Here is a 13,808-nt window from a genome sequence, read left to right as displayed (position 1 = left end):
CGATGCGGCCACGACCGAGGCGAGGAAGGCCGGCCATTGGAAGTTGGTCGGCAATCGCACTCACCGGATGCCTTCCCGCTGCGCCACGGAGTGTCCGTCCCGCGACCAGATTTCCAGGAGGAAGTCGTCCTCCTCGTGCCGCACGCGCGGAATGCGCAGCCCGGCGAGCATGTCATGCACGTGCCGCGTGGACAGCACGCGCTCCTCGGAGGCCGGCAGCCAGGGGCACGCGACCAGGGTTCCGTCGCCCGCGTAGGGTCAGCACACCCACGCCGCAACCCGGCTCGTATGCGCGGCGCTAGCGCCGCTGCGGCAGCGCGGCCATCCGCAACGCGGATTTGCGCTGTTCATACCAGCGGGTCCGGGCCCCGTGGGGGTCATCGCTCTCGCCATAGAGGCCGGCGAAATAGTCGGCCTGTGGCAGGCTCATGTCAGCACCATCTCGAAGGGCCGCAGCGCGCGCGCCACCGCGCCGGGGCCAAGGATGGACAACGAGACAGTCGGGCGCACCTTATGGAGTGCATCTTCCGCTCCGCGTCGGCGCGGCGCGATGACCGCTGTAGGGGGCCGTCCCGCGGGCCATCGCTCGCCAGGGCCCCCGCCTACGTGGCGACACCGTGCCGGATGACGAGTCACCCGGCCACGTCGCGTAGCTTCATTGCGACTCTCCCGCGCCTGGCGCACTCATTCACACCCACGGAACCCATCGATGCCGCAAACCCCTCCCCCCCGCCAGCCTGCCGCCCAGACCGCCGCAGCGACGGCCTCCCGCAACACCGACAGCGCACCTGCCCACCTGCCGGATCCCGCGGCGGGCGACGCACCGTCGCAGAAGGCCGCCCAGGTCCAGCAGCTCGCGGCGGCGATGCCGCACAACGCCATCAAGGGCCAGGAGCACGGGCACGACAACGCCCTGAACCCGCCGGCGGGACCGACGACCGAGCCGGCCACGCCGAGCGCCACGGGCAGCACCCTGTCCGAAGAAGTGAGCTCGGAGAAGGTCGGCAGCCTCGCCGTGTTCGGCCTGAACGCGACCATCGAGTCGCTGGACCGCGTGCGCGTCGATTCGGGGGGGCAGCGGCTGACCACGAACCAGGGCGTGCCGATCGCCGACAACCAGAACTCGCTCAAGGCCGGCCTGCGTGGCCCGGCGCTGCTCGAGGACTTCATCCTGCGCGAGAAGATCACGCACTTCGACCACGAGCGCATCCCGGAGCGGATCGTGCATGCCCGCGGCTCGGCGGCGCACGGCTATTTCGAGTGCTACGACGGCATCCCGCAGCTGACCAAGGCGGCGCCGCTGCGCGAGGCAGGCAAGATCACGCCGGTGTTCGTGCGCTTCTCGACGGTGGCCGGCGAGCGCGGCTCCAAGGACACGGCGCGCGACGTGCGCGGCTTCGCCGTCAAGTTCTACACGGACGAAGGCAACTGGGACCTGGTGGGCAACAACATGCCGGTGTTCTTCATCCAGGATGCGATGAAGTTCCCCGACCTGGTCCACGCGGTGAAGCCCGAGCCGCATCACGGCATGCCGCAGGCGGCCAGCGCGCATGACACCTTCTGGGACTTCGCCAGCCTCATGCCCGAGTCGACCCACATGCTGATGTGGGCCATGTCGGACCGGGCGATCCCGCGCAGCTTCCGGATGATGCAGGGCTTCGGCGTGCACACCTTCCGGCTGGTCAATGCCGACGGGGAATCGGTGTTCTGCAAGTTCCACTGGCTGCCGAAGCTCGGCACCCACTCGCTGGTGTGGGACGAGGCGGTGAAGATCTCCGGCGCGGACCCGGACTACCACCGCCGGGACCTGTGGGAAGCGATCGAGGCCGGCGAGTTTCCGGAGTGGGAGCTGGCGCTGCAGATCTTCACGGAGGAAGAGGCCGAGCGCTTCAGCTTCGACGTGCTGGACGCGACGAAGATCGTGCCCGAGGAACTGGTGCCCCTCCAGGTGGTGGGCCGGATGGTGCTCAACCGCAATCCCGACAACTTCTTCGCCGAGACGGAGCAGGTCGCGTACTGCACCGCGCACGTGGTGCCGGGCATCGACTTCACCAACGATCCGCTGCTGGCGGGCCGCATCCATTCGTACGTGGATACGCAGATCACGCGCCTGGGCGGACCGAACTTCCACGAGATCCCGATCAACGCGCCCATCGCCCAGGTGCACAACAACCAGCGCGACGGCATGCACCGCCAGGCGATCCATCGCGGGCGCGTGGCCTATGAGCCGAACTCGCTGGGCGGCGGCTGCCCGTTCCAGGCGGGCGCGGCGGCGGGCTTCGTGACCTTTCCGCAGCGCGTGGAGACCGACAAGGTGCGCGGCAAGCCGGAGAAATTCGCCGACCACTACACGCAGGCCACCCTCTTCTACGAGAGCCAGACGCCGGTCGAGCAGGCGCACATCGCGGCCGCGTTCCGCTTCGAGCTGTCCAAGTGCACGGTGCCCGCGATCCGCGAGCGCATGGTCGCGAGCCTGGTCAACGTGTCGACCACGCTGGCGCAGAAGGTGGCCGACGGCCTGGGCATGGAACTCCCGGCCCCCTTGCCGAAGGCGCTGGCGACGCCGGCGGAGCCCGAGGTGCGCCAGTCGCCGGCGCTGTCGCTCACGGCGCGGCCGGGCGATGGGTCGGTGCGCACGCGCAAGGTGGCGATCCTGGTGGCGGATGGCATCGACGGCGATGCGGTCGAGGCCTTGCAGGCCGCGCTGCTCGAAGACGGCGCGATCGGGCGCCTCGTGGGCCCGCGGATCGGCCCCTTCGTCACCGCGAGTGGGACGACCCTCGAAGCCGATGCATCGATGGAGAACGAGCCGGGTTTCCTGTTCGACGGGCTGGTCCTGCCGGACGGGGCCGCGGCCATCGACCTGCTGGCCCGCGATGGCCACACGGCCGAGTTCGTGAAGGACCAGTACCGCCATGGCAAGACCATCCTTGCACTCGGGGCCGGCCAGCAGCTGCTCGACAAGGCCGGCATCCCGCCTTCCCTGCCTTCGGGCGAAACCGACCCGGGCGTTCTGCGCGGCGGAGGTCCCGACGCCGCATCGCTGGTGGTCGCCTTCATCGAGGCCCTCGGACGACATCGCCATCCTGAGCGCGAGACCGATCCGCCCGCGGTCTAGATGCCGTGTGCGGAAGCGTCGGCGTCGAGGACTGGTCGCACCACGTGGGGCACGCCGAATTTGTTGAAGCGCGTTTCCTGCGCACCTATTGCGACCGGGACGACCACCGCCACATCCATGGGGCCAACCTGGGCGTCGCCGGGGATGCCTACGTGCGTGCGGGCGGCTTCAGCGAGGTGGCGCGTCACGAAGACGTGGCCCTCGTCGAGGCATTGGCCAGCACGGGCGCACGCATTGCGTGGAGCGCGAAGCCCCGGGTCGTCACCAGCGCGCGCCGGGATGCCCGCGCCCAGGGTGGGTTCGGCGATGCCCTGCTGGCAGCCGTCGCACTCGGCATGGCATTGCCGCAGGCCGTGCCCGCATGAAGCGCCGATCTGCTGATCGCGGCGCAGGCGCTCGACGTCGGCTCCTGCCGCGGCGCCCGATCAGTCGGCTGGCGTCGCGCTGAGCGAGCCTGCCCCTAGAAGGCGCTCTTGGTGCACCCGCCATCGACGCGTAGCGCCGCGCCGGTCGTGCCCGAGGACAGCGGGCTCGCCACGTAGGCCACCAGGCTCGCGATCTCCTCCGGCGCTTCGAAGCGCTTGATCAGCGAAGTCGGACGGACCTTCTCGAAGAACTCCTTCTCGTAGTCCTCGAAAGACTTGCCGTCGGCCTTGGCCAGGGCATCGACGAAATCGCCCACGCCGCGCGACTTCGTGGGCCCGGGCAGCACGCTGTTGACGGTGATGCCGGTGCCTGCCAGCGACTCGGCCAGGCCGCGCGCGACGGCGATCTGCGCGGTCTTGGTCATGCCGTAGTGGATCATCTCGGCCGGGATCTGGAGCGCGCTCTCGCTGGAGACGAAGATGATGCGGCCCCAGTCGGCGCGCTTCATGGCCGGCAGGACGAGACGCGCGAGGCGCACGCCGCTCAGCACGTTGACGTCGAAGAAGCGCGTCCAGTCCGCGTCGGGGATGTCCTCGAAGGGCTTCGGCTCGAAGATGCCGAGGTTGTTGACGAGGATCTCGATGCCCGGGTGCTTCGCGACCAGCGCCTCGGCCGCCTCGGCCGTGCCCAGGTCGCCGGCAAAGCCCAGCACGGCCCCGCCCTCGCCCGCACGGATGGCGGCGACGGCCTGGTCGACCGCGGCCTGCTTGCGGCCGTTCACGATCACGCGCGCGCCTTCGGCGGCGAGCGCGGCCGCGATGGCATGGCCGATGCCGGCGGTGCTGCCGGAGACGAGTGCGAGCTTGCCCTTGAGCTTGAGGTCCATGGTGAACGCCCTTTCCTGTCGGTGAGGTCGAAAAGCCCGAAATCCTTTCACAGATCCATGGCCATTGCCAGTCTCGGGATCGAGGGATCGAGAATGCACAGGATGAATCTCCACCGCCCCGCCTCCCTGGCTGCGCTGGCCGCACCTCTCCTGCTGCTGCTCGCGCAACCCGGCATCGCACAAGTGACCGAAGTGGTGGATCGCGCGGGCAAGATCGTTCCGGATGCCTACCGCGCCATCGCCAAGGTACTCGGCGAAGAACGGGGCATCGCCTACCGCTACGGCCCGGAATCCCCGCGCGATGCGGCGGCCGACGCAAAGCGGCCCACGCTGTTCGAGCGGCAGGACCAGTTCGCGCGCTGCGAGAGCCCGAACAACTGCCGCACCTCCTGGCAAGTGGGCGGGCCGCGCAGGGAGGTCGACTTCGCCTACTCGACCAACCAGTCCAGCGTGGTCTTCGTGGCCGACGACCCGGCACAGCGCGCCGGCGTGGGCGACCTGCAGGCCTCGGCCTTCGAGGCCAATACCTATGCGCAGAAGCCGCAGCTGCCATGGCAGCACGGCGGTGGCGGGCTGGACAGCATCAACGTGGTGAAGTACCGCTCGGCCAGGCTGCTGCCCACCGACGGCAGCGCGCGCCCGGTCGCGGCGGGGCGCTGCAGCGGACCGCCGGGCTACTGCCCGACCTCGGTCATCGCCTTCCAGAACGGCCTGCTCGCCACCACCGGCAGCAACACCGCTCACAACCAGGCGACCGCGCGGCTCGCGCCGAACAAGGTACCGACCGCGGTCGCGATGACGGCCAACAGCGAGTTCGCCTTCGTGACCGTGTGGGACACGGCCGCGCTCAAGGGCCAGGTGGCGGTGGTCGCATTGGCCGGCCTGTGCGACGGCTGCCAACTCGAAGGGCCCTACTACGAGTGGTGGAACGAATGGCAAGGCGTGTACCCCGGCCTGCCGAACATGGGCAACATCGCCTTCATGAAGGTACTGGGCTACGTGGACCTGCCCGAGGACATGAAGGCGCCCACCGAGATCGCGGTGACCACCGGCATGCACCCCTTCAACACGGTGCTGGGCGGCGGGCTCTTCATGGGACAGGCGAATTCGCCGCTCGCCCGGCACTGGCGCACCTTCCTGCGCTACGGCGACAACTTCCGACGCTATGCCAAGGGCGGCGTGGCGGTGGTGGTGTCCAAGTCGGAGCGCAAGGCGGCCTTCATCGACCTGGAGCCCCTCTTCGGCTACATCAACGACGTGTACTTCAGCGACCAGGTCGAGCGCCTCGGCCCGGTGGGGCAGGACGAGCGCCAGTGGCCGCACGGCTTCGGCTTCAGGCCGCATGCGCGGCCGGTGGTGGTCAAGACCGTCGCCTTCGACGCACGGCCCACCGCGGTGAAGACCACCATCATGCAGACGAAGAACGCGCAGGCCTGGATCGCCACGGAGGAAGGCTCGCTCCACATCTTCGGCCTGGGCGGCTACGCGCCCGGCGCCGAGCCGCGATCGTTCACGCCGGATGGCATCGTGGCGCTGGGCAAGGTCGCAGTCGGCCGCAACCCGACCTCGCTCGCGAGTTCGAAGGGCGAGCCCGATCCATCGATCCAGGGTGATCCGCTCGACGGCCAGGTGATCGTGACCTCGCGCGGCGAACGCAAGATCCAGTGGGTGCGCTTCTCGCCCGACGGGCGCGGCGGCCGCGTGGTGCGCACCCTGCAGGACAGCCGGCTGGTCGACCCGATCGCGGCGGAGGACATCGACAACTTCGCCAACGTCGGCATGACGCTGAGCGTGGCCGACTACGCCGGGCGCTCGGTGCTCAACTACCGCTACGGCACGGTGATCTTCGCCGACCGCGGGGCCCAATGGGCCTGCCAGCCGCCGCGCGGCTGCCCGGTGCAACCCACCGGCGGCATCGGCATCGAATTCGGGGGCGGCTTCAAGATGGAGGGACGGCCGTTCCAGATCAACACGTCGAACGTGCCCTGAACGACTCACCCTGCCCCGCTCAGACCAGACGCGTCTCGATCTCCGTCTTCACCTCGGTCATCAGCCGGTGCAGCGGGCACTTTCCTGCCACGCGCAGCAGCGCCGCCTTCTGCTCCTCGCTGAGCGCGCCGGTGACGTGGAGCGTCGAGTCCAGCTTGTAGAGCCCCTGGCGCTCCTGGCTGTCGTCGCGGTTCACCACCACCTCGATCTCCTCCACCGGAATGCCCTTGTGCTGCGCATAGACCAGCACCGTGAGGGCCTTGCAGGCGGCCAGCGCGGAGTCGTAGAGGTCGTGTGGGCTGGGGCCGGCGTCGTGGCCCTCGGCGGCGGTGTCGACGGCGATCTCGTGGCCGCGGACCTTGAGGATGTGGCGGGTGCCGGTGGTGCCGTCGCGGCGAACGGTGATGCTCATGGGATGTCCTTGTGGGATGAATGCGGCCCGGCCGGCGCCGTCATGGCCGCCGGCCGGGATCGGGCGACTCGATGGTAGCGCCCACCGGGCCTCGCCCCCCCGCTATTCACACCGCGGACGCTAGGTGCCCTGCCGCTGCAGCGCGCTCTTCCTGCGCGCCTGGCGCACGAACGCGAAGAGCTGCCACGCGACGAAGACGGCGATCAGGCCGAGCAGCGCGCCGCTGATCGGCCGCGTGAAGAAGATGCCGAAGCTGCCACGGCTCAGCAGCAGCGCGCGGCGGAAGTTCTCCTCCAGCATCGGCCCGAGGATGAATCCGAGCATCAGCGGCGCGGCGTCCATCTCCAGCCGCATGAACATGTAGCCGACGAAGCCGAAGGCCGCGGTGATGAAGATGTCCTCGAGGCTGTTGTTCACGCTGTAGGTGCCGATGCAGCAGAAGAACAGGATCGACGGGAACAGCACGCTGTACGGAATCTTGAACACCGACAGCCAGTAGCGCACCAGCGGCACGTTCAGCACCAGCAGGAAGACGTTGCCCACCCACATGCTCGCGACCAGGCCCCAGAACAGGTCGGGGTGGCTGGCGATCATGTTCGGCCCGGGCTGGATGCCCTTGATGATGAAGGCTGCCAGCATCAGGGCCATCACCGCGTTCTCGGGGATGCCGATGCTCATCAGCGGAATGAAGCTGGTGCGCGCGGCGGCCTCGTCGGCCGCGGCCTGGCCGGCCACGCCCTCGATGCAGCCCGTGCCGATCTCGTGCCTGTACTTGCTGACCTTCTTGTCGATCGCGTAGGCCGCGAACTGGGCGATGGTCGGGCCGCCGCCGGGCAGGATGCCCAGGAAGGAGCCGATCGCGCCGCCGCGCAGCGCGCTGGGGAGGATGCGCTTGAACTCCGCCCAGGTCGGCATGAGGTGGATCTTGCCGTTGAAGGGCGAGCGCTCCTCGCGGGCGTCGAGGTTCTTCGTGATCTCGGCGATGCCGAAGCAGCCCAGCGCGATGCTCACGATGCCGACGCCGTCCACCAGGAAGGGCAGGTCCATGGTGAAGCGCTGCACGCCGCTGTTGACGTCGGTGCCGATCTGCCCGAGCAGCACGCCGATCAGGCACATGGCCAGGCCGTTGAGCAGGCTGCCGGTGGTGACGAAGCTCACGCACACGAAGCCGACCATCATCATGGCGCAGTAGTCCGCGGGGCCGAACAGGAAGGCCACTTCGCCCAGCACCGGCGCCAGCCACGAGAGCACGACGATGGCGATGGTGCCGCCGATGAAGCTGGAGACGCCGGCGGTGAAGAGGGCCAGGCCGGTCTTGCCCTTCAGCGTCATCTGGTAGCCGTCGATGCAGGCCACGATGCTGCTCGCATGCGGGATCTTCATCGTGATGGCGCTCACGCTGTCGCCGTACTGTGCGCCGTAGTAGATGCCGGCCAGCATGATGAGCGCGCCGCCCGTGGGGATGGAGTAGGTCAGCGGCAGCAGCAGGCTGATGGTGGCCAACGGGCCCAGGCCGGGCAGCAGGCCGACCAGCGTGCCCACCACGCAGCCGAGGGCACAGAACATCAGGTTCTGGATGGTCAGGGCGTGCGAGAAGCCGAACGCCAGGTTGTGCAGGACGTCCATCAGTAGAGCGGCAGGTTCAGGCCGAGCAGTTTCTGAAGGAGCAGCGCCATGGCGACCAGGCCGGCGGCGATCTTGAGGTTGCGCATCCACGAGTAGGAGGTGCCGGCCAGCGTCGAGCAGAACACCATGAACACGATGCCCGCGATCATGTTGAGGTGCTCCGAGATCAGCGCGAAGCCGCAGAGGCTGGCGATGATGATGGCGATGTTCTTCAGGTTGAGGTCCAGCCGCACCCGCTCGACCAGGCGTGAACGGATCAGCGTCACGACACCGATGAGGAACAGGAGGGCGCTCACCAGGGCCGGAAACAACCCGGGCCCGGCGTGGCTGAAGTCGCCGATCGTGTAGCGCAGGGATTGCAGGCCGAAGGCCAGCGAGATCGCCACGAGGAACAGGCCCCTGGCAAGATTTCTGTCGTTCATACGGACACTTGTCTCCGAGTCATGAGGGCGGGGGCGATGCTCCCGCCGCGTCACTGATCGGAATCTGACCGGCCCGTGAGGGGAAACACGTACCGGTCCGCTGCCGGCCCGCCCCCAGCCCTGGGCGCGCTCAGGCGGCCCGCGGCTGCGGCACCGCGGCCATGCCCCGGTGCACTTCGGACTCGCCGTGCCGGGCCAGCAGCTGCATCAGGTGCTTGCGGATCAGCATGCCGGGGCGGTCCGACTCCATCGAGTACTCGACGCCGCGCCGGCGCGTGTCGACCAGCGCATCGGGGTCGGTGGATTCGAGGATGTCCTTGTCCTCGCGCGTGATCTGGTCGTCGAAGTCGATGAGCATCTGCGCCGGGCAGTCGGCCTCGCTGTCGTTGCGGAACAGCCATTGGCACAGCTGCATGCGGCCATCGTCGATGGGGGTGAAGCAGTTGATGATGACGTGGCGGATGCCCGAGGGGTACTCGATGTCCAGCCGGCGCGAGAAGGGCAGGAAGTAGGCGTTGCGCATGTGCCGCGTGGTGACGGCATCCTTCACGCCGCTGATCGCATGGAACTGCGGCGGGTTGAGGGCCTCGATCACCGTTTCGGCGTGGAAGCCGTTGTCGTTCTCGATGAGTTCGTACCGGCTCGGCCTGGGGCTCGCGGCCACGCCGAAGGTGGCGCGGTGCACGAAGCTGAAATGCGAGTTGTCGAAGGAGTTCTCCAGCGCGCGCAGGGGGCTGGTCTGCCATTCCTCGTGGAACTGGAAGATGGTGCGCCAGCCCGCGGCCTCGAACTCGGGGATCGGTGGAATCTCCGCCACCGGCTCCTCCAGCGCCACCCAGGCATAGCCGTAGCGCGCGGTGCAGCGGTAGGCGGTGGTGCGGTACTCGGGCGAGATCGGCCGCTCGGGCTCGTACTGCGGGATGCGGATGACCCGGCCGCCGCGGTCGTAGGTCCAGCCGTGATAACCGCACTGGATCGCGCCCTGCCCGCAGGCCCGGCCTTCGGCATCCACGCACCAGCCCTTGGACAGCTTCGCGGTGCGGTGGCAGCAGCGGTCGCGCAGCGCCGCGGGCTGCCCATCGGCGTCGAGGAAGAGAACGATGTTCTCGCCCAGCAGCGTGAAGGGCCGGGGCCCCTGCTGCAGATGGGACAGCGGCATGACGGCATGCCAGAACTTGCGGAACACGGGCTGCTGGGTGACGAGCATGGGGAAAGCACTCCTTCTTCGGTTGCGTGGGACGACCATGAAAGAGCAATTTCCCACCGTGGGCCGAACCGGGCCGCGGCTGAACGCTTCTACTCTGCGCGACCGGCAATGCAATTTGCGCGCCCGTGTTGCGCGCCGGACCGCAGGCGGGGTGCTGGCATACCTCCTGCATCGAAGGCACCGAGAGTAGAAGCGTTCAGCAGCGCACGCACCCGATTCGTGCGCCCGCCCGGAAATTGCTCTTGAGGTGCCCGGCCGCGAGGCCCGGGCGTTCAGGACCCACGATTTCCAGGAGAGACCCCATGCAACGCCGTTCCTTCATCCGCGCCGCAACCGCAGGCGCCGCCACCCTGGCCGCCCCCAGCCTCTTTGCGCAGGGCGGCAGCGGCAAGCCGACGCCGCTCAAGTTCACGCTCGACTTCCGCATCAACGGACAGACCGCGCCCTTCTTCCTGGCCGAGAGCAAGGGCTACTACCGCGACGAGGGCCTGGACGTCTCGATCGACACGGGCGCCGGCTCGGTCGCGTCCATCACCCGCATCGCCAGCGGCGTCTACCAGATGGGATTGGGCGACATCAGCTCGCTGATCGAGTTCAACGCGCAAGGTGCAGGCACCCCTGTGGTGCAGGCGGTCTACCAGTACTACAACCGCGCACCCTTCGCGATCATCGGCCGCAAGGACCGTGGCATCACCACGGACTTCAGGAGCCTGCAGGGCAAGAAGGTGGCGGCCGCCGCAGTCGAATCGACCCGGCGCGCCTGGCCGATGGTGGCACGCAAGCAGGGCATGAAGAGCGACGCCTTCCAATGGCAGACGACCGACTTCAGTGCGCGCGACAACGTGATGGTGCGCGGCGACGTCGATGCGGCGACCTACTTCCACGACTCGGCGATCTCGCTGTTCGCGCGCATGAAGTCCGACGAACTCTCGGTGCTCAAGTATTCCGATGCGGGCGTGAACCTCTACGGCAACGCGATCCTCGCGAGCAGCCACCTGGTCGCGCAGAACCCGAAGGCGGTGGCCGCCTTCCTGCGGGCCACCAACCGCGCCATCGTCGAGACCTTCGCCGACCCCGGCCCCGGCATCGCGGCGATGCGCCAGCGCGAGCCCATCCTCGACGAGAAGGTGGAGCGCGAGCGCTGGGCCATCACGGCGCAGTACGTGGGTGCGGGCGATACCGCCGGGCACGGCCTCGGCGACATCCGCAAGTTCACGCTGGAGCAGCAGGTGGACGAAGTGGCCGAAGTCTTCGGCCTCAAGCGCAAGCCCTCGGCCGACGCCCTCTTCAACGGCTCGATGCTGCCTTCGCGCGGAGAACGTAGCATCAAGGCATGAATACGCAGCTTTTGTCTACTGTTCCAGCGGAGACACCACTCGACGAGCGCGACGGGCGCTACCTGCGCAAGGCCATCGTCTGGTCGCATGCGGCGCGCCGGCGCGGCAACCGGCCCTTCGGCGCGGTGATCGTGTCGGCCGACGGCGAGGTGCTTGCCGAGGCCTACTGCAACACCGCGGAGACCGGCGACGTGACCGGCCACGCCGAGACCAACGCGGTGCGCATGCTGGCCGAGCGCAAGCTCTCGCGCGAAGCGCTGGCCAGCGCCACGCTCTATTCGTCGGCCGAGCCCTGCGTGATGTGCGCCGGCGCGATCTTCTGGGCGAACATCGGCCGCGTGGTGTTCGGCATCGACGCCGAGCGCCTGCGCGTGTTCCGGGGCGAGCGGGCCGAGCAGCGCGATGCGATGCTGTCCTGCCGCGATGTGTTCGAGGCCTCGCCGCATCCCATTGAGTGCATCGGACCGGCGCTCCTCGACGAGGCCAGCGCGGCGCATGTCGGGGCCTGGAAAAGCTAGGGCCTGTCACATCCGGTTAAAGCTTTTTTCCACATCCCGGCGTCCGCGGTGGAAAAAGGCACTTTGCCGGTGCATCCGCCGTTCGCCCCTCTGCCAATTCGTTGAGCAACCTTGTGCGAGCCCTTGCGGGACAACGCTCTTTCGACTTGTTCGCTGAGTTTTCCACAAGCTTGTCCACCTTCTCGGGGGAAGAAGTCCGACAACTCCGGACGCCCCCGTCCTGCTCCTACACTCCTGCCCCATGCCCTGGAACGCGCGGCTCGCGCTCGACTATCGACCGGAAGGCCCGCGCAGCGTCGCCCGCTTTCGCCATGAAGGACCGCTGCGCATCCTGCAAAGCCTCTATCCCGAGGGCGATGCGGTCTGCCACAACGTGCTGGTGCATCCGCCAGGCGGGCTGGTGGGCGGCGACACGCTGGACATCCGCGTGCACGCCGCAGCCGGCAGCCATGGGCTGATCACCACCCCGGGCGCCAGCCGCTTCTACCGTTCCGAAGGCGAACTCGCGATGCAGCAGACCACGCTCGGCCTCGAGGCCGGCGCGCGGCTCGAATGGCTGCCGCTGGAAGCGATCTGCTTCAGCGGCTGCCGCGCGGAGAACCGGCTGACGCTGCGGTTGGACGAAGGTGCGGAGCTGATCGGCTGGGACGTGGCGGCCTTGGGCCTGCCCGGCGCCGGCAAGCCCTTCGAGCGCGGCGTTCTGCAACAGCACCTGGAGATGCCGGGCGCCTGGCTGGAGCGCGGGCGCATCGAGGCTGCCGACCGGCGCCTGCTCGACGGCCCGCTGGGCCTGGCCGGGCATCGCTGCCTGGCGACGCTGTTCTTCGCCGCAGGCTCGCCGATCGTGCGGGCGCGGCGCGATGCGGCGCTGGAATGTGCCCGCGCGCTGGCCGAGGCCCACCCCCTTCGCGAAAGCGCCGGCGCCACCAGCCCGCAGCCCCGCGTGGTGGTGCTGCGTGTGCTGGCGCCTCTGGTCGAGCCCGCCATGCAATTGCTGCGGCAGGTCTGGCAGGCCTGGCGCGCCGAGCTGTGGCGGATGCCGGGCCAGCCGCCGCGCATCTGGTCGATGTAGCGGACGGCCGCGCAAGCACTCGCCCTACTCGCACCCCGGACCTTCTCCGTCCGTGCGCTCCAGCGCCCTCGCCTACGGTGCACGCACAAGCACACAGGAGAACCTTCCATGAAAAGCATCATTCTCTGGCTCTGCGGCGTGCCGATCGGCGTGATCATCCTGCTGAAGGTGTTCGGCGTCTTCTAGGCCGCGCGCAGGCGCAGCCCCGGGCGCCACGGGTGCATGAACTGGTTGAGGTCGCCGGTTTCGGTGGTGTAGTAGGCATGCGGCTCGCCCAGTGGGGCCGCATCACCGGCAGCGCGACCCACATGTGCTCGGCCAGGTACTCCGGCAGCAGGCCGGGCGATGCTGCACGCACGCCGTCTTCGTGCCCTGGCTGCGCAGCGTGCCGCTGTTCCGGGACCGCGTGATCTGCGTGCTGCGCTTGATCGAGGTCAGGGCGCCCGCGGCTGCACCGGCGCGGCAGGTGCGCTTTCCGAACGTCAGCCTGATCGACGGACCGATCGTCAACAGCTACACCACGTCCAGCGCCGTTGCGCCGTTTCAGCTGCCGGTACGCACGCCTTTGGTGGGCGGCCGCACGACGATCCAATGTGCTGCGTGGGACCGGCACTTCTGGATCGCAGCCCCAGTCGCCGAGCGCCCGATGCCGGACGAGCTGTGGATCACACTGCCCGGCTTCACCATCAACGCCACGCCGGCCCGCATCGCTCCGCTGCACTACCGGGAGCGCAGGCAGTTGGTGGCGGCCTCACTTCGCGATAGGGCGGGCGTCCACAGAATAGAGGATGCGGCCGCAGGCGGCGAGGTCTACCGTTCGAGGTGCCGGGCCGGTCGTAGGTGCGAAGCGTAGCG

The 13,808-nt window shown here is 68.7% G+C and carries 14 protein-coding genes and 1 pseudogene; 7 read left to right on the top strand and 8 right to left on the bottom strand.

The window, feature by feature from the left end:
* Positions 1-60 precede the first annotated feature (60 nt).
* Positions 61-198, bottom strand: coding sequence for a hypothetical protein (locus tag A8M77_RS36720; RefSeq protein ID WP_238136699.1), 138 nt, complete (start codon positions 196-198; stop codon positions 61-63).
* Between the two features lie 100 nt (positions 199-298).
* Positions 299-430 (bottom strand): hypothetical protein, encoded by a 132-nt coding sequence (locus A8M77_RS37170; RefSeq protein WP_272947418.1) that lies wholly within the window; start codon positions 428-430, stop codon positions 299-301.
* Between the two features lie 279 nt (positions 431-709).
* Here A8M77_RS37170 and A8M77_RS03615 point away from each other — a divergent pair, with 279 nt between their 5' ends.
* Complete coding sequence (locus A8M77_RS03615; protein WP_086920169.1) at positions 710-3,118, top strand: catalase; 2,409 nt, start codon at positions 710-712, stop codon at positions 3,116-3,118.
* Positions 3,112-3,483 (top strand): annotated as a pseudogene (locus A8M77_RS03610) (glycosyltransferase); the annotation flags it as partial. The gene A8M77_RS03615 and the pseudogene A8M77_RS03610, both read left to right, overlap by 7 nt.
* A gap of 95 nt (positions 3,484-3,578) precedes the next feature.
* Here A8M77_RS03610 and A8M77_RS03605 read toward each other — a convergent pair.
* On the bottom strand, positions 3,579-4,370 hold the full coding sequence (locus tag A8M77_RS03605; protein WP_086920167.1) for an SDR family NAD(P)-dependent oxidoreductase: 792 nt from the start codon (positions 4,368-4,370) through the stop codon (positions 3,579-3,581).
* Positions 4,371-4,472: 102 nt separating this feature from the next.
* Here A8M77_RS03605 and A8M77_RS03600 point away from each other — a divergent pair, with 102 nt between their 5' ends.
* On the top strand, positions 4,473-6,359 hold the full coding sequence (locus tag A8M77_RS03600) for a hypothetical protein (RefSeq protein WP_086920166.1): 1,887 nt from the start codon (positions 4,473-4,475) through the stop codon (positions 6,357-6,359).
* A gap of 19 nt (positions 6,360-6,378) precedes the next feature.
* Here the strand turns inward: A8M77_RS03600 and A8M77_RS03595 are convergent, their stop codons facing one another.
* From A8M77_RS03595 to A8M77_RS03580, 4 genes are all read right to left on the bottom strand, one after another.
* A complete protein-coding gene (locus A8M77_RS03595) occupies positions 6,379-6,771 on the bottom strand; it encodes an OsmC family protein (RefSeq protein WP_086920165.1) in 393 nt (130 codons plus the stop codon).
* A 120-nt stretch (positions 6,772-6,891) separates the two neighbouring features.
* Positions 6,892-8,397: a tripartite tricarboxylate transporter permease gene (locus tag A8M77_RS03590; RefSeq protein ID WP_086920164.1), complete on the bottom strand. Its 1,506-nt coding sequence runs from the start codon at positions 8,395-8,397 to the stop codon at positions 6,892-6,894.
* Positions 8,397-8,819 (bottom strand): tripartite tricarboxylate transporter TctB family protein, encoded by a 423-nt coding sequence (locus A8M77_RS03585; RefSeq protein ID WP_192871541.1) that lies wholly within the window; start codon positions 8,817-8,819, stop codon positions 8,397-8,399. The genes A8M77_RS03590 and A8M77_RS03585 overlap by 1 nt, the downstream gene beginning before the upstream one ends.
* A 130-nt stretch (positions 8,820-8,949) precedes the next feature.
* Positions 8,950-10,026 carry an aromatic ring-hydroxylating dioxygenase subunit alpha gene (locus tag A8M77_RS03580; protein WP_086920163.1) on the bottom strand — a complete coding sequence of 359 codons (1,077 nt, stop codon included), beginning with the start codon at positions 10,024-10,026 and terminating at the stop codon, positions 8,950-8,952.
* Positions 10,027-10,328: 302 nt separating this feature from the next.
* Between A8M77_RS03580 and A8M77_RS03575 the strand changes: the two genes are divergently transcribed.
* The 3 genes from A8M77_RS03575 (at position 10,329) to A8M77_RS03565 (ending at position 12,953) form a co-directional block, all read left to right on the top strand.
* On the top strand, positions 10,329-11,363 hold the full coding sequence (locus A8M77_RS03575) for an ABC transporter substrate-binding protein (protein WP_086920162.1): 1,035 nt from the start codon (positions 10,329-10,331) through the stop codon (positions 11,361-11,363).
* Positions 11,360-11,881, top strand: a complete 522-nt coding sequence (locus tag A8M77_RS03570; RefSeq protein ID WP_086920161.1) for a nucleoside deaminase — start codon at positions 11,360-11,362, stop codon at positions 11,879-11,881. Before A8M77_RS03575 ends, A8M77_RS03570 begins: the two co-directional genes overlap by 4 nt.
* A 241-nt stretch (positions 11,882-12,122) precedes the next feature.
* Entirely contained in the window at positions 12,123-12,953 is an 831-nt protein-coding gene (locus A8M77_RS03565; RefSeq protein ID WP_086920160.1) for an urease accessory protein UreD, read from the top strand.
* 182 nt (positions 12,954-13,135) lie between these two features.
* Here the strand turns inward: A8M77_RS03565 and A8M77_RS37165 are convergent, their stop codons facing one another.
* Complete coding sequence (locus tag A8M77_RS37165) at positions 13,136-13,261, bottom strand: hypothetical protein (RefSeq protein ID WP_272947417.1); 126 nt, start codon at positions 13,259-13,261, stop codon at positions 13,136-13,138.
* Positions 13,262-13,263: 2 nt separating this feature from the next.
* Here A8M77_RS37165 and A8M77_RS03560 point away from each other — a divergent pair, with 2 nt between their 5' ends.
* The gene (locus A8M77_RS03560; RefSeq protein ID WP_086920159.1) at positions 13,264-13,806 is read left to right on the top strand and encodes a hypothetical protein; all 543 of its coding nucleotides are present in this window, start codon (positions 13,264-13,266) and stop codon (positions 13,804-13,806) included.
* The last annotated feature ends 2 nt before the right edge of the window (positions 13,807-13,808 follow it).

Source organism: Variovorax sp. JS1663 (assembly GCF_002157355.1).
Lineage (GTDB): Bacteria > Pseudomonadota > Gammaproteobacteria > Burkholderiales > Burkholderiaceae_C > Variovorax.
This window is presented reverse-complemented; position numbering and strand designations above follow the sequence as displayed.